Origin of the sequence: Klebsiella sp. RCJ4 (genome assembly GCF_009025755.1) — a bacterium.
Taxonomy (GTDB): domain Bacteria; phylum Pseudomonadota; class Gammaproteobacteria; order Enterobacterales; family Enterobacteriaceae; genus Klebsiella; species Klebsiella michiganensis.
Genome location: NZ_WCIN01000047.1, coordinates 1 through 26,511, shown reverse-complemented (window position 1 = coordinate 26,511; position 26,511 = coordinate 1). Strand labels below are relative to the sequence as shown.

The following is a 26,511-nucleotide window of genomic DNA, read 5'->3' as shown; positions in this document are numbered from 1 at the left end:
ACGGTTCGCGGGTAATTAACATAGCAAGTGGTGAGGGGAAATGGCTCAGGTCTATAACTTCAGTTCAGGCCCGGCAATGCTGCCGGCGGAAGTACTCAAACTGGCACAAAAGGAACTGTGCGACTGGAACGGTTTGGGGACGTCGGTGATGGAAATCAGCCACCGTGGTAAAGAGTTCATTAAGGTGGCTGAAGAAGCGGAACAGGATTTTCGCTCCCTGCTCAATATTCCTTCCAACTATAAAGTTTTATTCTGCCACGGCGGCGGTCGCGGACAGTTTGCCGGTATCCCGCTGAACCTGCTTGGCGATAAAACCGTTGCCGACTACGTCGATGCCGGCTACTGGGCGGCCAGCGCGGTAAAAGAAGCGCATAAATACTGCACGCCGAACGTGATCGACGCCAAAATCACCGTTGACGGCCTGCGTGCGGTTAAGCCGATGAGCGAATGGCAGCTGACCCCTGGCGCGGCCTACCTGCACTACTGCCCGAACGAAACCATTGACGGTATTGCCATTGAAGAAGCGCCAAACTTTGGCGACGATGTGGTCGTCACGGCGGATTTGTCATCGACGATTTTATCCCGTGAAATTGACGTCAGCCGCTATGGCGTGATCTACGCGGGCGCGCAGAAAAACATCGGTCCCGCAGGTCTGACGCTGATTATTGTGCGCGAAGATCTGCTGGGTAAAGCCAGCGTAGCCTGCCCGTCGATTCTTGATTACTCCATCCTGTCCGCCAATGACTCCATGTTTAACACGCCGCCGACGTTTGCCTGGTACCTGTCAGGTCTGGTGTTTAAATGGCTGAAAGAGCAGGGCGGCGTTGCCGCTATGGATAAAATCAACCAGCAGAAAGCCGACCTGCTTTATAGCACCATCGATAACAGCGGTTTCTATCGCAACGATGTCGCTGCGGCGAACCGCTCGCGCATGAACGTGCCGTTCCAGCTGGCGGACAGCGCGCTTGATAAACTGTTCCTCGAAGAGTCCTTTGCCGCAGGTTTGCATGCGCTGAAGGGCCACCGCGTCGTGGGCGGCATGCGTGCTTCCATTTATAACGCCATGCCGCTGGCGGGCGTGAAGGCGCTGACCGACTTTATGCAGGACTTCGAACGCCGTCACGGTTAATCGCGCCGCGTTTTTTCATCCCCGCAGCCGGTCTGCGGGGTTTTTATTCTGTTTGTTTGAGAGTTGAGTTTAATGGAATCCCTGACGTTACAACCCATCGCACGCGTAGATGGCACTATTAACCTGCCCGGGTCCAAGAGTGTCTCTAACCGTGCCTTGCTGCTGGCGGCTTTGGCCCGCGGCACGACGGTGCTGACCAACCTGCTGGATAGCGACGATGTACGCCACATGCTGAATGCCCTGAGCGCGCTGGGAGTTCATTACACCCTGTCTTCCGATCGTACCCGCTGTGAAGTCACCGGCAACGGCGGCCCTCTGGAGGCGGCTGAAGCATTAGAACTGTTCCTCGGTAATGCCGGAACGGCGATGCGTCCGCTGGCGGCGGCGTTATGTTTAGGCCGTAACGATATTGTGCTGACCGGCGAGCCGCGAATGAAAGAGCGGCCGATTGGCCACCTGGTTGACGCGCTGCGTCAGGGCGGGGCGCAGATTGATTACCTGGAGCAGGAAAACTACCCGCCGCTGCGCCTGCGCGGCGGTTTCAGCGGCGGCCAGGTTGAAGTGGACGGCAGCGTTTCCAGCCAGTTTCTGACCGCGCTCCTGATGACCGCCCCGCTGGCGCCTCAGGATACCGTCATCGCGATTAAAGGCGATCTGGTTTCCAAACCTTATATTGATATTACGCTACACCTGATGAAAACCTTTGGCGTTGAGGTTGAAAATCAGTCTTACCAGCGTTTTATCGTACGCGGCAATCAACACTACCGCTCGCCGGGCGACTACCTGGTTGAAGGCGATGCCTCCTCGGCATCCTACTTCCTCGCCGCCGGCGCGATTAAGGGCGGAACGGTGAAAGTCACCGGTATCGGCCGCAACAGCGTCCAGGGCGATATCCGTTTTGCCGATGTGCTGGAAAAAATGGGCGCAACCATCACCTGGGGCGATGACTTCATTGCCTGCACCCATGGTGAACTGAACGCCATCGATATGGATATGAATCATATTCCGGATGCGGCGATGACCATCGCCACGGCGGCCCTGTTCGCGAAGGGCACCACGACGCTGCGCAACATCTATAACTGGCGTGTCAAAGAGACCGATCGTCTGTTTGCGATGGCCACGGAGCTGCGTAAAGTGGGGGCAGAGGTGGAAGAGGGGGAGGATTACATCCGCATTACTCCGCCCGCGAAGCTCCAGTTTGCTGAGATCGGCACCTATAATGACCACCGTATGGCAATGTGCTTCTCGCTGGTGGCGCTTTCCGATACGCCGGTCGCCATCCTTGACCCGAAGTGTACGGCGAAAACGTTCCCGGACTACTTTGAGCAGCTGGCGCGAATCAGTACGCTGGCCTGAATAACGCGCGTTTAAGGTAAAAACGCCGGCCATCGTGTCGGCGTTTTTTTATGCCCGCGAGTTAAATCGGCAAGCCCTGGCGCAGTACATTCGCGCTGGCATCGCCGCAGATTAACGGTAAAACGGCATCATCTTCCGGGCTGTTGCTCTGTCAGCCCGCTATAATTGCACAATTCTTCCGCAGGAGATTTCCTGTTATCCGTAATTTACAAGCAATGCTCACTTTCCGTTGAAGAGATGCGTATAATGCGCGGCGTTTATATATTGATGCGCCTTGCTGAAGGAGAAAAAGATGACGGCAACAGTTCCGGTAATCACCATTGATGGGCCTGGCGGTGCGGGCAAAGGCACCTTATGCAAGGCAATGGCAGAAACGCTGGGCTGGCATCTGCTCGACTCTGGGGCGATTTATCGCGTGCTTGCTCTTGCTGCGCTACATCATCATGTGGATGTTGAATCCGAAGAGGCGCTGGTGCCGCTGGCTGCGCACCTGGATGTTCGTTTTGTCTCCACTAACGGTAGCCTGGAAGTGGTGCTGGAGGGGGAGGACGTTAGCGCTGAGATTCGCACTCAGGATGTTGCCAACACGGCCTCTAAAGTGGCGGCTTTTCCCCGCGTGCGTGAAGCGTTGCTGCGCCGCCAGCGGGCCTTTCGCGAATTGCCAGGCCTGATCGCCGACGGACGCGATATGGGCACCGTCGTATTCCCTGATGCGCAGGTGAAAATTTTCCTTGACGCCTCCGCGGAGGAACGTGCTCATCGCCGCATGCTTCAGTTGCAGGAGAAGGGCTTTAGTGTTAACTTTGATCGCCTTTTATCCGAGATAAAAGAGCGCGACGATCGCGATCGCAATCGTACAGTCGCGCCGCTGATCCCGGCTGCCGATGCTTTAGTTCTTGATTCAACAGAACTAAACATTGAGCAAGTGATTGAAAAAGCGCTACACTATGCGCGCGAAAAACTGGCTTCCGCTTAATCGTCTTATCGATAAAGCACAACAGCCTCCGAATTATAGCAGTACCCCCGCAGCAATGGAGTGTTAGCGGGTATGTTAAACAACCCCATCCGGCATGGAGCCAGGTGGACGTTAAATATGAAACCTGAAGATTAAACATGACTGAATCTTTTGCTCAACTATTTGAAGAATCCTTAAAAACAATCGAAACCCGTCCGGGTTCCATCGTTCGTGGTGTTGTTGTTGCTATCGACAAAGACGTAGTACTGGTTGACGCCGGTCTGAAATCTGAGTCTGCCATTCCGGCAGAGCAGTTCAAAAATGCCCAGGGCGAGCTGGAAATCCAGGTTGGTGACGAAGTTGACGTTGCTCTGGATGCAGTAGAAGACGGCTTCGGTGAAACCCTGCTGTCCCGTGAGAAAGCTAAACGTCACGAAGCTTGGATCACGCTGGAAAAAGCTTACGAAGACGCTGAAACTGTAGTCGGTATTATCAACGGCAAAGTTAAAGGTGGCTTCACTGTTGAGCTGAATGGTATTCGTGCGTTCCTGCCGGGCTCCCTGGTAGACGTTCGTCCGGTGCGCGATACGCTGCACCTGGAAGGCAAAGAGCTTGAATTCAAAGTCATCAAGCTGGACCAGAAACGTAACAACGTTGTTGTTTCTCGTCGTGCCGTTATCGAATCCGAAAACAGCGCAGAGCGCGATCAGCTGCTGGAAAACCTGCAGGAAGGCATGGAAGTTAAAGGTATCGTTAAGAACCTCACTGACTACGGTGCATTCGTTGATCTGGGCGGCGTTGACGGCCTGCTGCACATTACCGATATGGCATGGAAACGCGTTAAGCATCCGAGCGAAATCGTAAACGTTGGCGACGAAATCACTGTTAAAGTGCTGAAGTTTGACCGCGAACGTACTCGTGTATCTCTTGGCCTGAAACAGCTGGGCGAAGATCCGTGGGTAGCTATCGCTAAGCGTTATCCGGAAGGTACCAAACTGACCGGTCGCGTGACCAACCTGACCGACTACGGCTGCTTCGTTGAAATCGAAGAAGGCGTTGAAGGCCTGGTTCACGTTTCCGAAATGGACTGGACCAACAAAAACATCCACCCGTCCAAAGTTGTTAACGTTGGCGATGTAGTGGAAGTTATGGTTCTGGATATCGACGAAGAACGTCGCCGTATCTCCCTGGGCCTGAAGCAGTGCAAAAACAACCCATGGCAGCAGTTCGCGGAAACCCACAACAAGGGCGACCGTGTTGAAGGTAAAATCAAGTCTATCACTGACTTCGGTATCTTCATCGGCCTGGACGGCGGCATCGATGGCCTGGTTCACCTGTCTGACATCTCCTGGAACGTTGCAGGCGAAGAAGCAGTTCGTGAATACAAAAAAGGCGACGAAATCGCAGCAGTTGTTCTGCAGGTTGACGCAGAGCGCGAGCGTATCTCTCTGGGCGTTAAACAGCTCGCAGAAGATCCGTTCAACAACTGGGTTGCACTGAACAAGAAAGGCGCAATCGTAAACGGTAAAGTCACTGCAGTTGACGCTAAAGGCGCAACCGTAGAGCTGGCTGACGGCGTTGAAGGTTACCTGCGCGCTTCTGAAGCTTCCCGTGACCGCGTTGAAGATGCAACTCTGGTTCTGAGCGTTGGCGACGACGTTGAAGCTAAATTCACCGGCGTTGATCGTAAAAACCGCGCAATCAGCCTGTCTGTTCGTGCGAAAGACGAAGCTGACGAGAAAGATGCAATCGCAACTGTTAACAAACAGGAAGATGCAAACTTCTCCAACAACGCAATGGCTGAAGCTTTCAAAGCAGCTAAAGGCGAGTAATCTTAGTCTTTCGGGTTACAACAACCTGAATTACGACGAGTTTACTTGACAGATTGCAGGATTCGTCCTGTAATCAAGCACAAAGGGCGGCTACGGCCGCCCTTGTTTAAGCTGTTAGCTAATTTTGCCTTGAAGGAAACCGGAGGAATAATGACCAAGTCAGAATTGATAGAAAGACTTGCCAGCCAGCAATCTCACATTCCTGCGAAAGCAGTGGAAGATGCTGTTAAAGAAATGCTGGAGCATATGGCCTCAACGCTTGCTCAAGGCGAGCGCATTGAAATCCGCGGTTTCGGCAGCTTCTCTCTGCATTATCGAGCACCCCGCACCGGGCGTAACCCAAAGACTGGCGATAAAGTTGAACTGGAAGGTAAATACGTTCCCCACTTTAAGCCGGGCAAAGAATTACGCGACCGCGCCAATATTTACGAAGAGTAAGTTTCGCCGATCGGTGACAACATACTTAAACGTTAAAAAAGCACCTTCGGGTGCTTTTTTTATGCCTTTAAATCTCTCTTTGAAGTGACCTCACAAAACGCGGGTTCTGTTGCGTTAACGCGGTAGATTTTGCGGATGGCGCGGCGCAGTTCCTTTCCTTGCCTGGCGACACACTCCCCGTTTAGCGTAACACTCCCTCTGACAGGGAGGTGCTAATGCGTTTACCACAACTTGCCGGCTGTGTGATTATCGGTATTCTGCCGCTGCTCTGGCTGCCAGTGCTGCCCGGGCGGTGGGTTATCTGGGGGCTCATGGCCCTGGCGCTACTCATTGCGCAATGTCGACGCAGACCTGCGCAATATGCGGCATTGATAACGCTGTTTTTTGTCTGGGGAGCCCTCAGCGCAGGCGAGGTACTGTGGCCGACGGAGAGGTTAACGGACAGGAATCGCCAGGTTGACGTTGAGCTAACCGCAACGGACGGGCAGACAACGCATCAGGGGAAGATTATCCGTCTGGATGGGCGACGGCTGTTTCCTGCGCCAGGGATTAGCCTCTACGGCAGCTACCTGCCAGAAACGCCCTGCGCAGGTCAGGTTTGGGCAATGACGCTGCGCGCGCGTCCGGTACACGGACAGCTCAACGATGGCGGGTTTGATAGCCAGCGTCATGCATTGTCGCAGCATCGTCCGTTAACCGGACGCTTTATCACCGCTGACGTTCGGGTGCGGACCTGTAGTTTGCGAGCGCGTTATCTTGCTTCGCTGAATCAAACGCTGAACGCGTTGCCGTGGCAATCGGTGATGCTAGGGTTAGGCATGGGGGAGCGTCTGGCGATACCGCGCGAGATAAAGACCCTGATGCAGGAAACCGGGACATCGCACCTGATGGCGATTTCTGGCTTACATATCGCGCTAGGGGCTTCATTGGGCTGGTTGCTGCTCAGAGGTGTGCAGTTTTTTCTCCCGTGCCGCTGGCTTGGCTGGCGGGCGCCGCTGCTCGTTGGCCTGGCGAGCGCGATTTTTTACGCCGGGCTGACCGGTATGCAGCCACCCGCGTTGCGCACCTGCGTCGCGCTGGCCGCCGGCTGCACGCTGCGGCTATCCGGAAAACGCTGGTCGCCATGGCAGCTATGGGTCTGCTGCATTGGCGCAATACTGTTTGCCGATCCGCTGGCGGTGTTGTCCGAAAGCCTCTGGCTTTCCGCGTTTGCCGTTGCGGCGCTTATCTTCTGGTATCAGCTGGCGCCGATGCCGGGCGGCAAAAGGAGCGGGCTACTGCGTCAAAGCCTCGCGTTATGTCATCTGCAGATCGGTTTAATGTTTTTACTTGCTCCTCTACAGATCGCACTTTTTCACGGCATCAGCCTGACGTCCGTGCTGGTCAACTTGATTGCCGTGCCGCTGGTGACCTTTGTCGTTGTCCCGCTAATTCTGACCGCGATGTTTTTACACCTCTGCGCGCCGTTTATCATTGAGATGGCGGTCTGGCAATCGGCGGACCGTGTTCTGGCCGCGCTATTCTGGTTCTTACGACAGCTACCGCCCGGCTGGCTGGCGCTGGATGCGCGCTGGCTTGGGATAAGCTTGCTGCCGTGGCTGGCGTTAATCGTCTGGCGTTTTCATGCGTGGCGCACGTTGCCCGCGTTTTGTTTAGCATTTCTCGGGCTATTGAGCTGGCCCTTCTGGCGGAGCACGGCTGCTAACGAATGGCGAGTCACCATGCTGGATGTCGGGCAGGGGCTGGCAATGGTGATTGAACGCGAGGGCGCGGCGCTTCTCTATGATACCGGCCTGGCCTGGCCCGAGGGAGACAGCGGTCAGCAGATCATTATTCCCTGGCTACGCTGGCATCATTTGCAGCTTGAAGGCGTCGTTCTCAGCCACGAGCATCTCGATCACCGCGGCGGGCTAAATTCGGTGTTAAAGGTGTGGCCCCGGATATGGGTGCGAAGCCCTTTAGGCTGGGCGGGTCATTTAGCCTGCCAGCGCGGAGAAACCTGGCAGTGGCGGGGTTTAACCTTTCGCGCGCTCTGGCCGCTGCCTGGAGCGACAGCGCAGGGGAATAATCGCTCGTGCGTGGTGCGTATTGATGACGGTAAACACAGTATTCTGCTGACCGGGGATATCGAAACGCCTGCGGAACGGGCGATGATTAGCCGCTACTGGCAGCATCTTACGTCTACACTTATCCAGGTCCCCCACCACGGCAGTAATACCTCGTCGGGAATCGCCCTGCTGCGTAGCGTTGGCGGAGAAGCTGCGCTGGCTTCCGCTTCGCGCTATAACGCGTGGCGCATGCCATCAACCAAAGTGATTCAGCGCTACCGAAAACAGAGTTATCAGTGGTTCGACACGCCGCATCAGGGGCAAATTACGGTGGTTTTTTCTCCGGATAGCTGGCAAATCCATGGCTTACGGGATCAAGTTTTACCGCGATGGTATCATCAGTGGTTTGGCGGGAAGGCGTAGAACGGGTAGAATATGCGGCTATTTCAACACAAGCTGGTTTATTGAATGCAGAACGATAAAGATCTCTCCACGTGGCAGACCTTCCGCCGACTCTGGCCGATTATAGCGCCGTTTAAACCCGGGCTAATCGTGGCAGCGGTAGCGTTAGTGCTTAACGCGGCTAGTGATACCTTCATGCTATCGCTTCTTAAACCGTTATTGGATGATGGTTTTGGTAAAACGGATCGCTCGGTGCTGATATGGATGCCGCTGGTGGTGATCGGGTTGATGGTTCTGCGCGGCATTACCAGCTACGTTTCGAGCTACTGTATCTCCTGGGTTTCCGGCAAGGTCGTGATGACGATGCGCCGTCGTTTATTCAGCCACATGATGGGGATGCCGGTTGCCTTCTTTGACAAACAGTCCACCGGGACGCTGCTATCGCGTATTACCTATGATTCCGAGCAGGTCGCGTCTTCTTCCTCCAGCGCGCTGATTACCGTCGTGCGCGAAGGCGCGTCGATTATTGGCCTCTTCGCGATGATGTTTTATTACAGCTGGCAGCTGTCATTGATTCTGATCGTGCTGGCGCCGATCGTGTCTATTGCGATTCGCGTGGTCTCGAAGCGTTTTCGTAATATCAGCAAGAATATGCAGAACACCATGGGACAGGTGACGACCAGCGCAGAGCAGATGCTGAAAGGGCATAAAGAAGTGCTGATGTTTGGCGGTCAGGCCGTCGAAACCAAACGTTTTGATAAAGTCAGCAATAAAATGCGCCTGCAGGGGATGAAAATGGTCTCCGCGTCGTCAATTTCTGACCCGATTATTCAGCTGATCGCCTCTCTGGCCCTGGCTTTCGTGCTATATGCTGCCAGCTTCCCGAGCGTAATGGAGACGCTGACGGCGGGTACCATCACCGTTGTCTTCTCTTCAATGATCGCGCTGATGCGTCCGCTGAAATCACTGACTAACGTCAACGCGCAGTTCCAGCGCGGGATGGCCGCTTGCCAGACGCTTTTCGCTATCCTTGACTCCGAGCAGGAGAAAGATGAAGGCACGCGGGTTATCGAACGCGCGAAGGGCAACCTCGAATTTAAAAACGTCACCTTCAGATACCCGGGACGCGAAGTCGCCGCGCTGCGCAATATAGACCTGAATATTCCGGAAGGAAAAACCGTGGCGCTGGTAGGGCGCTCGGGTTCGGGTAAATCGACCATCGCCAGCCTGATTACGCGTTTCTACGATGTCGATGATGGGCAGATCTTACTGGACGGCCACGACCTGCGTGAATACACCCTGAGCTCCCTGCGCGATCAGGTTGCGCTGGTGTCGCAAAACGTTCATCTCTTTAACGATACCGTAGCGAATAACATCGCCTACGCGCGTACTGAAGAGTACAGCCGCGAGCAGATAGAAGAAGCCGCTCGTATGGCTTATGCCATGGACTTTATCAACAAAATGGACAATGGCCTGGATACGATTATCGGGGAAAACGGCGTTATGCTTTCCGGCGGTCAGCGCCAGCGTATCGCTATCGCTCGCGCCCTGCTGCGTAACAGCCCGATACTGATCCTCGACGAAGCCACGTCGGCGCTGGATACCGAATCGGAACGCGCTATTCAGGCGGCGCTGGACGAACTGCAGAAAAACCGCACCTCGCTGGTGATTGCCCACCGTCTGTCGACGATTGAGCAGGCCGACGAGATCGTGGTGGTGGAAGATGGCCAGATCGTTGAACGCGGCAGCCATACCGACCTGCTTGAGCACAAGGGCGTTTACGCCCAGCTGCATAAGATGCAGTTCGGCGCATGATTGCACGCATCTGGTCCGGTGAGTCGCCCTTATGGCGGCTGCTGCTTCCGCTCTCCTGGCTCTATGGCCTGGTGAGCGGGTTGATACGGCTGAGCTATAAACTCGGTTGGCAAAAAGCCTGGCGAGCGCCGGTGCCGGTGGTGGTGGTGGGTAATCTGACCGCGGGCGGTAATGGTAAAACGCCGGTTGTCGTCTGGCTGGTGGAACAGCTCCAGCAGCGCGGTATTCGCGTTGGCGTCGTTTCACGCGGCTACGGCGGTAAAGCGGTGAGCTATCCGCTGCTGCTGAATACGGCTACCCCCACAGCGGAAGCTGGCGATGAGCCGGTGCTGATTTACCAGCGTACCGGCGCGCCGGTTGCCGTCTCGCCGGTACGCAGCGATGCGGTACAGGCCCTGCTCGCCGCCCACGATCTTCAGCTTATCGTCACAGACGATGGCCTGCAGCACTATAAGCTGGCGCGCGACAAAGAAATTGTGGTGATTGACGGCGTGCGCCGTTTTGGCAACGGCTGGTGGCTGCCTGCCGGCCCCATGCGCGAGCGCGCTTCGCGTTTACGCAGCGTGGATGCGGTTATCGTTAACGGCGGTCTCGCCCGTCCGGGAGAGATCCCGATGCAGCTTCGCCCCGGGCAGGCGGTAAATCTGCTGACCGGCGAACGCCGGGATGCGGCGGCGTTGGACAACGTGGTGGCGATGGCCGGAATCGGCCACCCGCCGCGCTTCTTCGCCACCCTTGAAAGCTGCGGCGTCAGTCCGATAAAAACCATCGCCTTAGCCGATCATCAGGCATTGGCGCAGAGCGCAGTCGCCGCGCTGGCGACGCCGCAGCAAACCCTGCTGATGACCGAAAAAGATGCGGTGAAGTGCCGCGAATTTGCTCAGGCAAACTGGTGGTATCTTCCGGTCGACGCGATAATGACTGACCAACGCGCGCAGCGGTTGCTCACGGACTTAGTTACCCTGGCGCAACGCTAATCGTCGTATCACCGCTTGCGCCGGAACCCTTAACGGAGAAGCTGCATGCCGGTATTGTCCCTCTCGCTTAAAGAAGCCCGCCATCTTCACCTTGCCGCTCAGGGGCTGCTAAAAAAGCCCCGTCGCCGCGCAAAGCCCGGGGATATTCTGCAGACCATTAAGCAGATGTCCCTGCTGCAAATCGATACCATCAACGTTGTTGCGCGCAGTCCTTATCTGGTGCTGTTCAGCCGCCTCGGCCACTATCCGCAGCGCTGGCTGGACGAGGCGCTCCGCGCCGGCGAGCTGATGGAGTACTGGGCGCACGAAGCCTGCTTTTTACCGCGCAGCGACTTTTCACTGGTGCGTCACCGCATGCTGACGCCGGATAAAATGGGCTGGAAATATCACAAAGCGTGGATGACCGAACACGCCGAGGGCATTCAGGCGCTGTTGGCGCATATAGCCGAAAATGGCCCGGTTCGCTCGGCCGACTTCGAGCATCCGCGCAAAGGCGCCAGCGGATGGTGGGAGTGGAAACCGCATAAGCGCCATCTTGAAGGCTTATTCACCGCCGGTGAAGTGATGGTTATCGAGCGGCGTAATTTTCAGCGCGTTTACGATCTGACGCAGCGGGTCATGCCGGACTGGGACGATGAGCGCGACGGGCTCTCTCAGGAGCAGGCTGAAGCCATGATGTTACGTAATAGTGCTCGCAGCCTGGGGGTTTTTCGCGCGCAGTGGCTGGCGGATTATTATCGTCTGCGTCAGCCCCCGCTGCCGCTACTGCTGGCGAGCTGGCAGGAGGAGGGGCTGGTGGTGCCGGTTAACGTTGAAGCGCTGGGCGAAATGTGGCTCCACCGTGATGCTCTGGCGCTGCTGGAATCTTCTCCCGGCGGTAGGCTCGCCGCCAGCCGCAGCGCGGTGCTTTCGCCTTTCGATCCGGTAGTCTGGGATCGCAAACGAGCGGAACAGCTGTTTAACTTTACCTATCGCCTGGAGTGCTACACGCCCGCGCCGAAACGGCAGTATGGCTATTTCGTATTACCGCTGCTGCACCAGGGGAGACTGGTTGGCAGAATGGATAGCAAAATGCACCGCAAAACCGGCGTTCTGGAAATTATCGCCCTGTGGCTGGAGGAGGGCGTCAAGGTGACGTCGGGTCTGGAGAGCGGGCTAAAACGCGCCATTGATGATTTTGCCCTCTGGCAGGACGCCACGCGGGTGAGCTGCGGGAAGCTGCCGGCGGAACTTTTTGCCGGGCGGCAACAGGGTTGGGAAATTGACGCTGCCTGAGCCCACGTGTGATATGCTGCTGAAGAATCTATTCGGTCCATCTGGAGGAATCATGGATCACCGTTTACTTGAAATTATCGCCTGTCCGGTTTGTAACGGTAAGCTGTATTACAGCCAGGATAAGCAAGAACTGATCTGCAAACTTGATCGCCTGGCTTTTCCGCTGCGTGAAGGCATTCCCGTACTACTGGAAACCGAAGCCCGCCCGCTTCCTGTAGAAGAGAGCCAGTCATGAGTTTCGTGGTTATTATCCCCGCGCGCTTCGCTTCTACCCGCCTGCCAGGGAAACCGCTCCAGGATATCAACGGCAAGCCGATGATTGTCCATGTTCTGGAACGCGCTCGCGAATCCGGGGCCGAGCGGATTATCGTTGCTACCGACCATCCGGACGTGGCCCGCGCGGTGGAAGCCGCCGGCGGTGAAGTCTGCATGACCCGTGAAGATCATCAGTCAGGCACCGAACGCCTGGCCGAGGTGGTTGAAAAATGCGCCTTCAGCGATGACACCATCATTGTGAATATTCAGGGCGATGAGCCGATGATCCCGCCCGCGATCGTGCGCCAGGTAGCCGAGAATCTGGCTGCCAGCACCAGTGGTATGGCAACCTTAGCGGTGCCAATCCACGATGCGGAAGAGGCGTTTAATCCGAATGCTGTGAAGGTCGTCATGGATGCTGAGGGCTACGCGCTCTATTTTTCCCGCGCCACCATTCCGTGGGATCGCGATCGTTTCGCTAAATCCCGCGGGTCTATCGGTGATTCGCTGCTGCGTCATATCGGTATTTATGGCTATCGCGCCGGTTTTATTCGTCGCTATGTGAGCTGGGCGCCGAGCCCGCTGGAGCAAATAGAGATGCTCGAGCAGCTGCGCGTGCTGTGGTATGGCGAGAAAATCCATGTCGCGGTGGCGGAAGTGGTTCCCGGTACAGGTGTCGATACGCCGGAAGATCTGGAGCGCGTTCGCGCGGAGCTGCGTTAATCCCCCCATCCCCTCCGCCAGGAGGGGATATCCCCAAGCCGTTATTCCATACTTTTTTACGTCAATTTTGATCTCACCCGATGACAACCCCGGCCCAGGCGCTCATTATGAAACCGGTAGTATTCATAGGGGTAATCAGAAATGGAACAGTTGCGTACCGAGCTGAGCCACCTGCTGGGTGAAAAACTAAGCCGCGTGGAGTGCGTCAGCGAGAAACCGTCGTCGGCGCTGTGGTCGCTATATGATGCGCAGGGAAACCCAATGCCGCTGCTGGCGCGCAGCTTTACGACGCCAGGCGTGGCGCGTCAGCTGGCGTGGAAGATATCAACCCTGGCGCGAAGCGGCACCGTCCGTATGCCGGTTGTCTACGGCGTGATGACGCACGACGAGCATCCGGGTCCCGATGTACTGCTGATTGAACGACTGCGCGGCGTCTCGGTTGAAGCCCCCGCCCGCACGCCGGAGCGCTGGGAGCAGCTGCAGGAGCAGATCGTGGAAGCGCTGCTGGCCTGGCATCGTCAGGATAGCGGCGGCTGCGTAGGGATGGTCGATAGCACTCAGGAAAACCTCTGGCCATACTGGTACCGCCAGCGCGTGGAGGTGCTATGGAGTACGCTGAATCTTTATCAGGATACCGGCCTGACGATGCAGGACAAACGCATCTTGTTCCGCACGCGCGAATGCCTTATGGATTTGTTTAAAGGTTTCAATGATAACTGCGTGCTGGTACACGGTAGCTTCACGCTGCGCAGCATGCTTAAAGATCCGCGCAGCGATCAGCTGCTGGCGATGGTGGGGCCGGGCATGATGCTCTGGGCGCCGCGGGAATACGAGCTTTTCCGTCTGGCCGAGAGCGGTCAGGAAGAGGAGCTGCTGTGGCACTATCTGCGCCGGGCGCCGGTGGCGGAAGCGTTTCTCTGGCGGCGCTGGCTGTATCTGCTGTGGGACGAAGTGGATAATCTGGTGAATACCGGACGCTTTGACCGCGTCCGGTTTGACCTGGCGGCAAAATCAATCCTGCCCTGGCTCGCCTGAAGAACCTTTTAGCCACTGCCAGATGCGGCCTAACGTTTCGTAACCCACCCGATCGCTATGCATGAGCCAGACGGGCGAAGGAATAGCTCGCTCCCACGGGTTAAGCGGTGACTCAATCGCCAGCTGGTTGGCCGGCGCGGGCAGGGGAGTTAGCCCGGCGCGGCGAAAGAAAATCATCGCCCGCGGCAGATGAGACGCGGAGGTGACCAGCAGGAAGGGCGCATCGCCTATCGCCATCTTCACCGCAGCGGCTTCCTCTTCGGTATCTTTGGGTTTATCCAGGACAAGGATTTCGCTGCGCGGTATGCCCAGGCTCTCTGCCACTCTGGCCCCGGCTTCTGCCGTACTGACCGGATTTGTTTTTGCCGCTGCGCCGGTAAAGATGAGTTTCGAGCCCGGATTTTCATACCACAGGCGGATCCCCTCCGTCAGCCGCGGCAGGCTATTATTGATGAGATTGGAACTGGGCGCCCAGTCCGGGTTCCAGGTGTAGCCTCCGCCAAGCACGACCACGTACTGCACGCGCTTTTCACCTCGCCACGTCGGGTACTTATCTTCAATTGGCTTGAGCAGGCTATCGGCGACCGGTTGCAGGCTCAACAGCAGCAACAGCAGCCAGCCGAGGCTGACGCAGAGCTTGCCGGTGCGCTGGAAACGGCTAAACCACAGCAGGGCTATGCCGAGCGCAATGAGCAGCAGCAGCAGGGGAAGCGGCAGCATCATACCGCCTAAAACCTTTTTCAGCGTAAAAAGCATGCCGTACGGTTCCTTTTTTAACCATATAACCAAAGATATGCCCGGATCTTACAACAGATCGCTTCATTCTCCGCGCGGGTATGACAAAATAGCGGCTTTGTGTTGGCGTGTGGAGTCACCCGTGCAGGATCGTAATTTCGATGATATTGCTGAAAAGTTTTCGCGCAATATATACGGCACCACCAAAGGCCAGCTGCGGCAGGCGATCCTCTGGCAGGATCTGCAACCGCTGCTGGACCGGCTGGGGCCTGGGCCATTGCGAGTTCTTGACGCGGGCGGCGGCGAAGGGCAGACGGCGATCAAAGTGGCGGAAATGGGGCATCACGTCACGTTATGCGATCTCTCTGGTGAAATGGTGGCTCGTGCCCGGCAGGCGGCTGCCGATAAAGGTGTGATCGACAACATGCATTTTGTACAATGCGCGGCTCAGGATATTGAGCAGCATTTGGAAAGTCCGGTCGATCTGATACTGTTTCATGCGGTGCTGGAGTGGATAGCCGAACCACAGGCGATGTTGCGTACCCTGTGGTCGATGCTGCGCCCCGGCGGCGCGTTGTCGCTGATGTTCTACAATGCTAACGGTCTGTTGATGCACAATATGGTCGCCGGAAATCTCGACTATGTGCAAATCGGCATGCCGAAAAAGAAAAAACGCACGCTGTCGCCGGACTATCCGCGCGATCCGCAGCAGGTTTACGGCTGGCTGGAAGAGATTGGCTGGCAGATTACCGGCAAGACCGGCGTGCGGGTGTTTCATGATTATCTGCGTGAAAAACACCAACAGCACGATAAATTTGCGGCGCTGCTGGAGCTGGAAACGCGCTACTGTCGCCAGGAGCCGTATATTAGCTTAGGCCGTTATATTCACGTCACCGCGCTTAAGCCGCAGATGCAAGGATAAACTATGAGTGAATTTTCCCAGACAGTCCCCGAACTGGTTGCCTGGGCCAGGAAAAATGATTTTTCTATTTCGCTGCCGGTCGACAGACTCTCTTTTCTGCTGGCGATTGCCACGCTGAACGGCGAGCGGATGGAAGGGGAAATGACCGAGGGAGAACTGGTGGATGCGTTCCGCCACGTGAGTGATGCGTTTGAGCAGACCAGCGAAACCATCAGCCAGCGCGCCAATAATGCCATTAACGATATGGTGCGCCAGCGTCTGCTGAACCGCTTTACCAGCGAAATCACCGAGGGTAACGCTATTTATCGCCTGACGCCGCTGGGCATTGGGATCACCGACTACTATATTCGCCAGCGCGAGTTCTCCACCCTGAGACTGTCTATGCAGCTCTCCATCGTTGCCGGCGAACTCAAGCGCGCCGCCGACTCGGCAGAAGAGGGCGGCGATGAGTTCCACTGGCATCGTAACGTTTTCGCTCCGCTGAAGTACTCGGTAGCGGAAATCTTTGACAGCATCGACCTGACTCAGCGAATCATGGATGAGCAGCAGCAGCTGGTGAAAGATGATATTGCCCAGCTGCTGAACAAAGACTGGCGGGCGGCGATCTCCAGCTGCGAGCTGCTGCTGTCGGAAACGTCCGGCACCCTGCGGGAACTGCAGGATACCCTGGACGCGGCGGGCGATAAGCTGCAGGCAAACCTGCTGCGTATCCAGGATTCGACCATGGCGCGCGACGATCTGAATTTTATCGATCGTCTGGTGTTCGATCTGCAAAGCAAGCTGGACCGTATCGTCAGCTGGGGGCAGCAGGCGATTGACCTGTGGATCGGCTACGATCGCCACGTGCATAAATTTATCCGTACCGCCATTGATATGGATAAAAACCGCGTCTTCGCACAGCGTTTGCGTCAGTCGGTGCAAACCTACTTCGACGCCCCCTGGGCGCTCACCCATGCGAATGCCGATCGTCTGCTTGATATGCGCGATGAAGAGATGGCGCTGCATGATGAAGAGGTTACCGGGGAACTTCCAACGGATCTGGAGTACGAAGAGTTTAACGAAATTCGCGAACAGCTGGCGGCGCTGATTGAAGGACAGCTGGTGGTCTATAAAGAGAAGGGACTGCCGCTGGATCTTGGCCTGGTGGTACGCGAATATCTGTCGCAGTATCCGCGCGCGCGCCACTTTGACGTCGCGCGTATTGTGGTCGACCAGGCGGTACGTTTGGGCGTAGCGCAAGCAGATTTCACCGGACTGCCGGCAAAATGGCAGCCGATTAATGATTACGGAGCCAAGGTACAGGCGCATGTCATCGACAAATATTGAACAAGTGATGCCGGTTAAACTGGCGCAAGCGTTGGCTAATCCGTTATTTCCGGCGCTGGATAGCGCCCTGCGCGCGGGCCGTCATATCGGCCTTGACGAGCTGGATAATCACGCATTTTTAATGGATTTTCAGGATTACCTGGAAGAGTTTTATGCTCGCTACAACGTCGAGCTGATTCGCGCGCCGGAGGGTTTTTTCTATCTGCGCCCGCGGTCGACCACGCTGATCCCGCGCTCGGTGCTCTCCGAGCTGGATATGATGGTGGGTAAAATTCTCTGCTATCTCTACCTCAGCCCGGAGCGTCTGGCCAACGAGGGCATCTTCACTCAGCAGGAGCTTTACGACGAGCTGCTGACCCTCGCAGACGAAGCCAAGCTGCTCAAGCTGGTCAATAACCGTTCTACCGGGTCCGACCTTGACCGCCAGAAGCTGCAGGAAAAAATGCGCGCTTCGCTCAACCGCCTGCGCCGCCTCGGCATGGTGTGGTTTATGGGCCATGACAGCAGCAAATTCCGCATTACCGAATCGGTGTTTCGCTTCGGCGCCGACGTGCGCGCCGGTGACGATCCGCGCGAAGCCCAGCTGCGTATGATCCGCGACGGTGAAGCGATGGCGCTGGAAAATCGCCTGCAGCTTAATGATGAGAATGAAGAGAATCAGCCGGATAGCGGGGAGGAAGAGTAATGATTGAACGCGGTAAGTTTCGCTCGCTGACGCTGGTTAACTGGAACGGTTTTTTTGCCCGTACTTTTGATCTCGATGAATTAGTGACCACGCTTTCCGGTGGTAACGGTGCCGGTAAATCCACGACCATGGCCGCCTTCGTCACCGCACTGATCCCGGACCTGACGCTGCTGCACTTTCGTAACACCACGGAAGCGGGGGCGACCAGTGGCTCGCGCGATAAAGGCCTGCACGGTAAGCTGCGCGCTGGCGTCTGCTACTCCGTGCTGGACGTGATCAACTCCCGCCACCAGCGCGTGGTGGTCGGCGTTCGTCTACAGCAGGTCGCCGGTCGCGATCGTAAAGTCGATATCAAGCCTTTTGCGATCCAGGGCCTGCCAACCTCCATCCAGCCAACTCAGCTGCTGACCGAAACCCTTAACGAGCGCCAGGCGCGCGTGGTGACGCTCAACGAGCTGAAAGATAAGCTCGAAGCGATGGAAGGGGTGCAGTTCAAGCAGTTTAACTCTATTACCGAGTATCACTCGCTGATGTTCGACCTGGGCGTGGTGGCTCGCCGCCTGCGTTCGGCTTCGGACCGTAGCAAATACTATCGCCTGATCGAAGCCTCGCTGTACGGCGGTATTTCGAGCACCATTACCCGCTCGCTGCGCGACTACCTGTTGCCGGAAAACGGCGGCGTGCGTAAGGCGTTCCAGGATATGGAAGCGGCGCTGCGTGAAAACCGCATGACGCTGGAAGCTATCCGCGTGACGCAGTCGGACCGCGACCTGTTCAAGCATCTGATTAGCGAAGCCACCAACTACGTTGCCGCCGACTATATGCGTCACGCTAACGAGCGACGCATTCATCTCGACAAGGCGCTGGAGTATCGTCGCGATCTGTTCACCTCCCGCGCTCAGCTCGCGGCGGAACAGTATAAGCACGTCGATATGGCCCGCGAGCTGCAGGAACATAACGGCGCGGAAGGCGATCTGGAAGCCGATTATCAGGCCGCCAGCGACCATCTGAACCTGGTGCAGACCGCTCTGCGCCAGCAGGAAAAAATCGAGCGCTATGAAGCGGATCTTGATGAACTGCAGATTCGCCTCGAAGAACAAAATGAAGTCGTCGCGGAAGCGGTTGACCAGCAGGAAGAGAACGAAGCCCGCGCCGAAGCCGCCGAGCTGGAAGTGGATGAGCTGAAAAACCAGCTTGCCGACTACCAGCAGGCGCTGGACGTGCAGCAGACTCGCGCGATTCAGTACACCCAGGCGCTGCAGGCGCTGGAGCGGGCAAAAGCCCTCTGCCATCTGCCGGATTTAACGCCGGAGAGCGCCGACGAGTGGCTGGAAACTTTCCAGGCGAAAGAGCAGGAAGCGACGGAGAAAATGCTGTCGCTGGAACAGAAGATGAGCGTGGCGCAAACCGCGCACAGCCAGTTTGAACAGGCTTACCAGCTGGTGGCGGAGATCAACGGCCCGCTGGCACGTAATGAAGCCTGGAACGTGGCGCGCGAGCTGCTGCGCGAAGGCGTTAATCAACGTCATCAGGCCGAACAGGCGCACGGGCTGCGCAGTCGTCTGACGGAGCTTGAACAGCGTCTGCGTGAACAGCAGGATGCCGAACGCCAGCTCAATGAGTTCTGTAAGCGCCAGGGCAAACGCTACGATATCGACGAGCTGGAAGCCCTGCACCAGGAGCTGGAAGCCCGCATCGCATCCCTTGCCGACAGCGTTTCCACCGCCAGCGAACGGCGGATGACCCTGCGTCAGGAGCTGGAACAGCTGCAGTCGCGGACGCAAACGCTGATGCGCCGCGCGCCCATCTGGCTGGCGGCGCAGAACAGCCTCAATCAGCTGTGCGAGCAGAGCGGCGAGCAGTTTGAGTCAAGCCAGGACGTCACCGAATATCTCCAGCAGCTGCTGGAGCGTGAACGCGAAGCTATCGTGGAGCGCGATGAAGTCGGGGCCCGCAAGCGCGCTATCGACGATGAAATTGAGCGTCTTAGCCAGCCGGGCGGTTCGGAAGATCAGCGCCTGAACGCGCTGGCGGAACGTTTTGGCGGCGTACTGCTGTCGGAAATCTACGATGACGTGAGTCTCGATGATGCGCCGTATTACTCCGCGCTCTACGGTCCTTCCCGCCACGCCATTGTGGTACCGGATCTGTCGCTGATTGCCGATCAGCTGGAAGGTCTCGAAGATTGTCCCGAAGATCTCTACCTGATCGAGGGCGATCCGCAGTCGTTCGATGACAGCGTATTCAGCGTCGATGAGCTGGAAAAGGCGGTGGTCGTTAAGATTGCCGATCGTCAGTGGCGCTATTCACGCTTCCCGACGCTGCCGCTGTTTGGCCGCGCCGCGCGTGAAAGCCGCGTTGAAACGCTGCACGCCGAGCGCGAAAGCCTGTCCGAGCGCTTTGCGACCCTGTCGTTTGATGTGCAGAAAACCCAGCGCCTCCATCAGGCGTTCAGCCGCTTTATCGGTAACCATCTTGCGGTAGCCTTTGAGGACGACCCGGAAGAAGAAATCCGTAAACTGAATACGCGTCGCGGCGAACTGGAGCGGGCGCTGACCGCCCATGAGAGCGATAACCAGCAGAACCGGGTGCAGTATGAGCAGGCAAAAGAGGGCGTATCCGCACTCAACCGCCTGCTGCCGCGTCTGAATTTGCTGGCCGATGACTCGCTGGCCGATCGCGTGGATGAGATCCAGGAACGCCTGGACGAAGCGCAGGAAGCCGCGCGCTTCGTCCAGCAGCATGGGAATCAGCTGGCAAAACTGGAGCCGATCGTTTCCGTGCTTCAAAGCGACCCGGAGCAGTTTGAACAGCTGAAAGAAGATTACGCATATTCGCAGCAGACTCAGCGCGACGCGCGTCAGCAGGCATTTGCGCTGACCGAAGTGGTGCAGCGTCGCGCCCACTTTAGCTACTCCGATTCCGCAGAGATGCTGAGCGGTAATAGCGATCTGAACGAGAAGCTGCGCCAGCGTCTGGAGCAGGCTGAGGCGGAGCGCGCCCGTACCCGTGAAGCGCTGCGTACCCACGCCGCGCAGCTCAACCAGTACAACCAGGTGCTGGCATCGCTGAAAAGTTCCTACGACACCAAGAAAGAGCTGCTCAACGACCTGCATAAAGAGCTTCAGGACATTGGCGTGCGCGCCGACGCCGGCGCCGAAGAGCGCGCTCGTCTGCGCCGCGATGAGCTTCATGCTCAGCTCAGCAACAACCGCGCGCGGCGGAACCAGCTCGAAAAAGCATTGACCTTCTGCGAAGCGGAAATGGATAACCTGACCCGCAGGCTGCGCAAGCTGGAGCGCGATTACTGCGAAATGCGCGAACAGGTGGTCAGCGCTAAAGCCGGCTGGTGTGCGGTCATGCGCCTGGTGAAAGACAACGGCGTGGAGCGTCGCCTGCATCGTCGCGAGCTGGCCTACCTTTCGGCAGATGAACTGCGCTCGATGTCGGATAAGGCGCTCGGCGCGCTGCGTCTGGCGGTCTCGGATAACGAACACCTGCGCGATGTACTGCGTATTTCTGAAGATCCGAAACGCCCGGAGCGTAAAATCCAGTTCTTTGTCGCCGTTTATCAGCATCTGCGCGAGCGTATTCGCCAGGATATCATCCGCACCGACGATCCGGTGGAAGCGATTGAGCAGATGGAGATCGAACTCAGCCGTCTGACGGAAGAGCTGACCAACCGCGAGCAGAAGCTGGCCATCAGCTCCCGCAGCGTGGCCAATATTATCCGCAAGACTATCCAGCGCGAGCAAAACCGTATTCGTATGCTCAACCAGGGGCTGCAGAGCGTCTCCTTCGGCCAGGTCAACAGCGTGCGTCTGAACGTCAACGTGCGGGAAACCCACTCGATGCTGCTGGACGTGCTGTCAGAACAGCATGAACAGCATCAGGACCTGTTTAACAGCAATCGTCTGACCTTCTCGGAAGCGCTGGCGAAGCTGTATCAGCGCCTCAATCCGCAGATTGATATGGGGCAGCGTACGCCGCAGACCATCGGTGAAGAGCTGCTGGACTACCGCAACTATCTGGAGATGGAAGTGGAAGTTAACCGTGGTTCCGACGGCTGGCTGCGCGCGGAATCCGGTGCGCTATCGACCGGTGAGGCTATCGGTACCGGGATGTCGATTCTGGTGATGGTGGTACAGAGCTGGGAAGATGAATCCATGCGCCTGCGCGGTAAGGACATTTCGCCGTGTCGTCTGCTGTTCCTTGATGAAGCGGCGCGTCTGGATGCTCGCTCTATCGCGACGCTGTTCGAGCTCTGCGATCGTCTGGAGATGCAGCTGATTATCGCGGCGCCGGAAAATATCAGCCCGGAAAAAGGTACCACCTATAAGCTGGTGCGTAAGGTCGTGAATAATCACGAGCACGTGCACGTCGTCGGGCTGCGTGGCTTCGCACCGCAGCTGCCCGAAACGCTGCCGGGAACGGCAAATGCTTCATAGGATGGTACAATAACCAGCCAAAGGGCGACGCGATGTCGCCCTTTTTGTTATCCGTTCCTGTACTTTAGGATTGTATAATCTTTTAACTTCTTTACATTTGGGAAGGCAAAAGCGTTTTCGTCTTCATATACTGAAAGTAAGCCCCATTTTAGCGGGCAGCAATGTGTTAACAGGGGGCAAGGGATGTTGCTAAAGAAACGGTATGGTCGTCAATTGTCTGCGCTCAGCCTGAGCCTGGCGTTTGCATTTGCTCCACTGTTCAATGTCCAGGCTGAAGAGCCTGAAGTGGTACCATCGGATAGCTCTGCCACCATCAGCGAGCTCTCTTCCGCGCTAAGCCAAAGCGCAAACCAATCCGCGGCGGTCGCCCAAATGGCCGGCGAGCAGGCGCTTTCTGCCGATGCGGCAGCGAAGAGCCGCGCCGGGATTCAGGCGGTACTGCCGTCCGGTTATCAACCCGTATTTATGAATCCGCTGGTATCGCTGTATGCGGCCAGGGATATGAAACCGATGTGGGATAACCGCGAGGCGGTGCAGGCGTTTCAACAGCAGCTGGCTGAGGTTGCTATCGCCGGTTTTCAGCCGCAGTTCACCACCTGGGTTGAGCTGTTGACCGACCCGGCAGTGAACGGTCTGGCGCGGGATGTCGTTCTGTCTGACGCCATGATGGGCTATCTGCATTTTATTAGCGGTATTCCGACTCAGGGCAACCGCTGGCTGTATGGCACGAAACCGTATGCCATGTCGACGCCGCCTCTGTCGGTGATTAACCAGTGGCAGGTGGCGCTGGATAACGGTTCGCTGCCGCAGTTTATTGCGGGTCTGGCTCCGCAGCATCCGCAGTATGCCGCAATGCATCAGGCGCTATTAGCTCAGGTTGCCGATTCCCGTCCCTGGCCGCAGCTCACCGGTAAGACGTCGCTGCGCCCGGGGGAATGGAGCAACGATGCCGGCGCGCTGCGCGAAATTTTACAGCGCACCGGTATGCTGGATGACGCGGCAAAAATTTCGTTGCCCGGCGATGAGGTGGTGAGTCCGTCCGCCGGGAAAAAGACCAAAAGCAGCGGCCGTGGCGTTTACGATCGCCAGTTAGTGGAGGGCGTTAAGCGCTTCCAGGCGTGGCAGGGACTGGGCGCAGACGGCGTGATTGGTCAGGCGACCCGCGACTGGCTCAACGTTTCTCCTGCGCAGCGCGCCGGCGTGCTGGCATTGAATATCCAGCGTTTGCGCCTGCTGCCGGGTAATCTGGCGACCGGAATTATGGTGAATATTCCCGCCTTTTCGCTGGTCTATTACCAGGACGGTAGCCAGGTGCTGGCATCGCGGGTTATCGTTGGCCGTCCGGACCGCAAAACCCCTATGATGAGCAGTGCGCTGAACAACGTTGTGGTCAACCCGCCGTGGAACGTTCCGCCGACGCTGGCGCGCAACGATATTCTGCCGAAGGTGCGCAATAACCCAGGCTATCTTGAGCAGCACGGCTATACGATGATGCGCGGCTGGAATAGCAAAGAGACTATTGACCCGTATCAGGTGGACTGGGAAACGATAACCGCATCGAATCTGCCGTTCCGCTTCCAGCAGGCTCCCGGCGCGCGCAATTCGCTGGGGCGCTATAAATTCAATATGCCAAGTTCAGATGCGATATATTTGCACGATACGCCCAATCACAATCTGTTCCAGCGTGATGGACGCGCGCTGAGTTCCGGGTGCGTGCGCGTGAATAAAGCCTCAGAACTGGCCAATATGCTGCTTCAGGATGCTGGCTGGAATGATGCGCGTATTTCAGATGCGCTTAAACAGGGGAATACCCGCTACGTTAATATTCGCCAGAATATCCCGGTTAATCTCTATTATTTGACCGCGTTCGTCGGCGCTGATGGACGTACACAATATCGAACAGATATTTACAATTACGATCTCACCGCGCGATCCAGCGCACAAATTCTACCTAAAGCTGAACAATTAATCAGATAAATGAAGTAGTTCAACGGATTTGGTTGTCCTACCTCTGTGTGAAAACGGGCCTTGCACGCTGCAAGGCCCGAGTTTACTGGGGTTAGGCTACCTTGACGTTGGCAATAATGCCCGGTAAGGTGCCTTTCGTGCGCCAGAAGTGCATATACATATAATCCTGCAAAGGCGCTGTGGCAGTAAGCAGCCCGTTCTCCATAGCTGATATTTATTAGCCGTAGGGGAGCGAGCGCGTGCTGGCGGCTAACGGGCGCGTTGCGGGAAAAGTATATTACGATTCATTTACCTGTAGACCTGATTATCATGGACAAATTTGACGCTAATCGCCGCAAACTGCTGGCGTTAGGTGGAGCGGCGCTCGGTGCTGCTGCCATTCTGCCTGCGCCGGCATTTGCCACCCTCTCGACCCCCCGACCGCGTATTTTGACGCTGAACAACCTGCATACCGGTGAATCACTCAAGGCGGAGTTTTTCGATGGCAGAGGCTATATTCAGGATGAATTAGCAAGACTTAATCATTTTTTCCGTGATTATCGCGCGAATAAGATTAAGTCCATCGATCCCGGTTTGTTCGATCAACTCTATCGTTTGCAGGGATTACTTGGTACCAACAAGCCTGTCCAGCTTATTTCCGGTTATCGTTCTGTTGATACCAATAATGAGCTTCGCGCGCGTAGCCGGGGTGTGGCAAAACACAGCTACCACACTAAAGGCCAGGCCATGGATTTTCATATTGAAGGCATTTCGTTAAGCAATGTTCGCAAAGCCGCGTTATCTATGCGCACAGGTGGTGTAGGATACTACCCACGTAGCAACTTTGTGCATATTGATACCGGGCCAGTACGGCACTGGTAACGAAAGGAGCCTCATGAACTATCGTATTATTCCGGTTACCGCGTTCGCGCAGAACTGTTCTTTAATCTGGTGTGAACAAACCAAACTGGCGGCGCTGGTCGATCCCGGCGGTGATGCTGAGCGAATCAAACAGGAAGTCGCGGCGGCAGGCGTTAGCCTGATGCAGATTCTGCTCACGCACGGTCATCTCGATCACGTTGGTGCGGCGGCGGAGCTGGCACAACATTATGGCGTGCCGATTATTGGGCCGGAAAAAGAAGATGAGTTCTGGCTGGAAGGATTACCGGCGCAGAGCCGGATGTTCGGTCTGGAAGATTGCCAGCCGCTGCAGCCAGATCGCTGGCTGAACGAAGGCGATACGGTCAGCGTGGGGAATATTTCCCTGCAGGTGCTGCACTGCCCAGGCCATACGCCGGGGCACGTGGTCTTCTTCGATCCTGCTTCCCGACTGTTGATTTCTGGCGATGTGATTTTTAAAGGCGGAGTAGGGCGTAGCGACTTCCCTCGCGGCGACCATAGCCAACTGATCGATGCGATTAAGCGCAAGCTGTTGCCGCTGGGCGATGACGTGTCGTTTATTCCGGGTCATGGACCGATGTCGACCCTTGGCTATGAGCGTCTGCACAACCCATTCCTGCAGGATGAAATGCCGGTCTGGTGACCTAAACCAGCATATAAAAAAGGCCGCACATGCGGCCTTTTGTTGTCATCCCTAAACCACCTCCTAGGGAGGTGGTGATTGCTCCTGTAAGGCTTTAGCCTGAAGAATGCCCATGTCGGAATATCTCTGCTTACTCACCACAAGTAAAAGGAGACAAACCGACATGGGACTTTACAGGAGTTCATCACATGTATATTGGCGTTGCAAATACCACATAGTCTGGACACCCAAGTACCGATTCAGGATCCTGAAAGATAAGCTGGGTAAGGAGCTGTACAGGACGATCTATATCCTCTGTGGAATAAAGGATTGTGAGGTTCTGGAGCTAAATGTTCAGCCCGATCATGTACATCTGGTCGTCATCATTCCACCAAAGATCTCGATATCAACTCTGATGGGCCATCTAAAAGGACGCAGTGCCATCAGGCTTTATAACCGTTTTCCACATATCAGGAAGAAGCTATGGGGGAATCATTTTTGGTCGCGAGGCTACTTTGTCGATACGGTGGGAGTGAATGAAGAAATTATCAGACGATATGTGAGGCATCAGGAGAAAACGGAACAAACGTATGAACAGCAGATGGAATTGCTAGAGTAATCAGCGGAAGGTGACAATAGCCCCCCTTACAGGGGGCATTCTCAAAAGCCACCTTCTCAGAAGGTGG

Annotated in this window: 21 protein-coding genes; 20 read left to right on the top strand and 1 reads right to left on the bottom strand. The window is 56.4% G+C overall.

The annotated features are described in order from the left end of the window. The first annotated feature begins 40 nt into the window (after nt 1–40). The 12 genes from serC to F8562_RS27165 all read left to right on the top strand — a co-directional run bounded on the left by serC (nt 41) and on the right by F8562_RS27165 (nt 14,240). Nucleotides 41–1,129: a 3-phosphoserine/phosphohydroxythreonine transaminase gene (gene serC, locus F8562_RS27220; protein WP_004849472.1), complete on the top strand. Its 1,089-nt coding sequence runs from the start codon at nt 41–43 to the stop codon at nt 1,127–1,129. A 72-nt stretch (nt 1,130–1,201) separates the two neighbouring features. Then, complete coding sequence (aroA, locus tag F8562_RS27215) at nt 1,202–2,485, top strand: 3-phosphoshikimate 1-carboxyvinyltransferase (RefSeq protein WP_042934050.1); 1,284 nt, start codon at nt 1,202–1,204, stop codon at nt 2,483–2,485. Between the two features lie 292 nt (nt 2,486–2,777). Then, nucleotides 2,778–3,461, top strand: coding sequence for a (d)CMP kinase (gene cmk / locus F8562_RS27210; protein ID WP_004849475.1), 684 nt, complete (start codon nt 2,778–2,780; stop codon nt 3,459–3,461). 137 nt (nt 3,462–3,598) lie between these two features. Next, nucleotides 3,599–5,272, top strand: a complete 1,674-nt coding sequence (rpsA, locus tag F8562_RS27205) for a 30S ribosomal protein S1 (protein WP_004100702.1) — start codon at nt 3,599–3,601, stop codon at nt 5,270–5,272. A 150-nt stretch (nt 5,273–5,422) separates the two neighbouring features. Then, nucleotides 5,423–5,710, top strand: coding sequence for an integration host factor subunit beta (gene ihfB, locus F8562_RS27200; RefSeq protein WP_004100704.1), 288 nt, complete (start codon nt 5,423–5,425; stop codon nt 5,708–5,710). Nucleotides 5,711–5,925: 215 nt separating this feature from the next. After that, nucleotides 5,926–8,181: a ComEC family protein gene (locus F8562_RS27195; protein WP_094909275.1), complete on the top strand. Its 2,256-nt coding sequence runs from the start codon at nt 5,926–5,928 to the stop codon at nt 8,179–8,181. Nucleotides 8,182–8,226: 45 nt separating this feature from the next. After that, a complete protein-coding gene (gene msbA / locus F8562_RS27190; RefSeq protein ID WP_004849478.1) occupies nt 8,227–9,975 on the top strand; it encodes a lipid A ABC transporter ATP-binding protein/permease MsbA in 1,749 nt (582 codons plus the stop codon). Continuing rightward, nucleotides 9,972–10,952 (top strand): tetraacyldisaccharide 4'-kinase, encoded by a 981-nt coding sequence (gene lpxK / locus F8562_RS27185; protein WP_014837961.1) that lies wholly within the window; start codon nt 9,972–9,974, stop codon nt 10,950–10,952. Before msbA ends, lpxK begins: the two co-directional genes overlap by 4 nt. A gap of 45 nt (nt 10,953–10,997) precedes the next feature. Then, a complete protein-coding gene (locus F8562_RS27180; RefSeq protein ID WP_014837962.1) occupies nt 10,998–12,227 on the top strand; it encodes a winged helix-turn-helix domain-containing protein in 1,230 nt (409 codons plus the stop codon). Between the two features lie 52 nt (nt 12,228–12,279). Further along, nucleotides 12,280–12,462: a protein YcaR gene (gene ycaR, locus F8562_RS27175; RefSeq protein WP_004130952.1), complete on the top strand. Its 183-nt coding sequence runs from the start codon at nt 12,280–12,282 to the stop codon at nt 12,460–12,462. Beyond that, nucleotides 12,459–13,205: a 3-deoxy-manno-octulosonate cytidylyltransferase gene (gene kdsB, locus F8562_RS27170; RefSeq protein WP_032720972.1), complete on the top strand. Its 747-nt coding sequence runs from the start codon at nt 12,459–12,461 to the stop codon at nt 13,203–13,205. The genes ycaR and kdsB overlap by 4 nt, the downstream gene beginning before the upstream one ends. 141 nt (nt 13,206–13,346) lie before the next feature. Then, the gene (locus F8562_RS27165; RefSeq protein WP_014228646.1) at nt 13,347–14,240 is read left to right on the top strand and encodes a YcbJ family phosphotransferase; all 894 of its coding nucleotides are present in this window, start codon (nt 13,347–13,349) and stop codon (nt 14,238–14,240) included. Here the strand turns inward: F8562_RS27165 and elyC are convergent. Next, entirely contained in the window at nt 14,217–14,996 is a 780-nt protein-coding gene (gene elyC / locus F8562_RS27160) for an envelope biogenesis factor ElyC (RefSeq protein WP_014228647.1), read from the bottom strand. The two genes, F8562_RS27165 and elyC, sit on opposite strands and share 24 nt — an antisense overlap. 121 nt (nt 14,997–15,117) lie before the next feature. Here elyC and cmoM point away from each other — a divergent pair, with 121 nt between their 5' ends. The 8 genes from cmoM (at nt 15,118) to tnpA (ending at nt 26,444) form a co-directional block, all read left to right on the top strand. Next, nucleotides 15,118–15,897: a tRNA uridine 5-oxyacetic acid(34) methyltransferase CmoM gene (gene cmoM / locus F8562_RS27155; RefSeq protein WP_004849490.1), complete on the top strand. Its 780-nt coding sequence runs from the start codon at nt 15,118–15,120 to the stop codon at nt 15,895–15,897. A 3-nt stretch (nt 15,898–15,900) separates the two neighbouring features. Then, entirely contained in the window at nt 15,901–17,223 is a 1,323-nt protein-coding gene (gene mukF, locus F8562_RS27150; protein ID WP_004849491.1) for a chromosome partition protein MukF, read from the top strand. Next, nucleotides 17,204–17,908 carry a chromosome partition protein MukE gene (gene mukE / locus F8562_RS27145; protein ID WP_004100725.1) on the top strand — a complete coding sequence of 235 codons (705 nt, stop codon included), beginning with the start codon at nt 17,204–17,206 and terminating at the stop codon, nt 17,906–17,908. Before mukF ends, mukE begins: the two co-directional genes overlap by 20 nt. Next, nucleotides 17,908–22,356 (top strand): chromosome partition protein MukB, encoded by a 4,449-nt coding sequence (mukB, locus tag F8562_RS27140; RefSeq protein WP_014228649.1) that lies wholly within the window; start codon nt 17,908–17,910, stop codon nt 22,354–22,356. The genes mukE and mukB overlap by 1 nt, the downstream gene beginning before the upstream one ends. 183 nt (nt 22,357–22,539) lie before the next feature. Beyond that, entirely contained in the window at nt 22,540–24,333 is a 1,794-nt protein-coding gene (ldtD, locus tag F8562_RS27135; protein WP_014837965.1) for a L,D-transpeptidase, read from the top strand. A gap of 300 nt (nt 24,334–24,633) precedes the next feature. Further along, nucleotides 24,634–25,185, top strand: a complete 552-nt coding sequence (locus F8562_RS27130; protein ID WP_004130967.1) for a YcbK family protein — start codon at nt 24,634–24,636, stop codon at nt 25,183–25,185. A 13-nt stretch (nt 25,186–25,198) separates the two neighbouring features. Then, entirely contained in the window at nt 25,199–25,846 is a 648-nt protein-coding gene (locus F8562_RS27125) for an MBL fold metallo-hydrolase (RefSeq protein WP_014837967.1), read from the top strand. Nucleotides 25,847–26,009: 163 nt separating this feature from the next. Next, nucleotides 26,010–26,444 (top strand): IS200/IS605 family transposase, encoded by a 435-nt coding sequence (gene tnpA, locus F8562_RS27120; RefSeq protein WP_014228411.1) that lies wholly within the window; start codon nt 26,010–26,012, stop codon nt 26,442–26,444. Nucleotides 26,445–26,511: the final 67 nt, after the last annotated feature.

Bases quoted from the DNA above. Each gene is read 5' to 3' on its own strand.
- serC (WP_004849472.1), top strand. From the start codon at position 41: ATGGCTCAGGTCTATAACTTCAGTTCAGGCCCGGCAATGCTGCCGGCG.
- aroA (WP_042934050.1), top strand. From the start codon at position 1,202: ATGGAATCCCTGACGTTACAACCCATCGCACGCGTAGATGGCACTATT.
- cmk (WP_004849475.1), top strand. From the start codon at position 2,778: ATGACGGCAACAGTTCCGGTAATCACCATTGATGGGCCTGGCGGTGCG.
- rpsA (WP_004100702.1), top strand. From the start codon at position 3,599: ATGACTGAATCTTTTGCTCAACTATTTGAAGAATCCTTAAAAACAATC.
- ihfB (WP_004100704.1), top strand. From the start codon at position 5,423: ATGACCAAGTCAGAATTGATAGAAAGACTTGCCAGCCAGCAATCTCAC.
- F8562_RS27195 (WP_094909275.1), top strand. From the start codon at position 5,926: ATGCGTTTACCACAACTTGCCGGCTGTGTGATTATCGGTATTCTGCCG.
- msbA (WP_004849478.1), top strand. From the start codon at position 8,227: ATGCAGAACGATAAAGATCTCTCCACGTGGCAGACCTTCCGCCGACTC.
- lpxK (WP_014837961.1), top strand. From the start codon at position 9,972: ATGATTGCACGCATCTGGTCCGGTGAGTCGCCCTTATGGCGGCTGCTG.
- F8562_RS27180 (WP_014837962.1), top strand. From the start codon at position 10,998: ATGCCGGTATTGTCCCTCTCGCTTAAAGAAGCCCGCCATCTTCACCTT.
- ycaR (WP_004130952.1), top strand. From the start codon at position 12,280: ATGGATCACCGTTTACTTGAAATTATCGCCTGTCCGGTTTGTAACGGT.
- kdsB (WP_032720972.1), top strand. From the start codon at position 12,459: ATGAGTTTCGTGGTTATTATCCCCGCGCGCTTCGCTTCTACCCGCCTG.
- F8562_RS27165 (WP_014228646.1), top strand. From the start codon at position 13,347: ATGGAACAGTTGCGTACCGAGCTGAGCCACCTGCTGGGTGAAAAACTA.
- elyC (WP_014228647.1), bottom strand. From the start codon at position 14,996: ATGCTTTTTACGCTGAAAAAGGTTTTAGGCGGTATGATGCTGCCGCTT.
- mukF (WP_004849491.1), top strand. From the start codon at position 15,901: ATGAGTGAATTTTCCCAGACAGTCCCCGAACTGGTTGCCTGGGCCAGG.
- mukE (WP_004100725.1), top strand. From the start codon at position 17,204: ATGTCATCGACAAATATTGAACAAGTGATGCCGGTTAAACTGGCGCAA.
- mukB (WP_014228649.1), top strand. From the start codon at position 17,908: ATGATTGAACGCGGTAAGTTTCGCTCGCTGACGCTGGTTAACTGGAAC.
- ldtD (WP_014837965.1), top strand. From the start codon at position 22,540: ATGTTGCTAAAGAAACGGTATGGTCGTCAATTGTCTGCGCTCAGCCTG.
- F8562_RS27130 (WP_004130967.1), top strand. From the start codon at position 24,634: ATGGACAAATTTGACGCTAATCGCCGCAAACTGCTGGCGTTAGGTGGA.
- F8562_RS27125 (WP_014837967.1), top strand. From the start codon at position 25,199: ATGAACTATCGTATTATTCCGGTTACCGCGTTCGCGCAGAACTGTTCT.
- tnpA (WP_014228411.1), top strand. From the start codon at position 26,010: ATGGGACTTTACAGGAGTTCATCACATGTATATTGGCGTTGCAAATAC.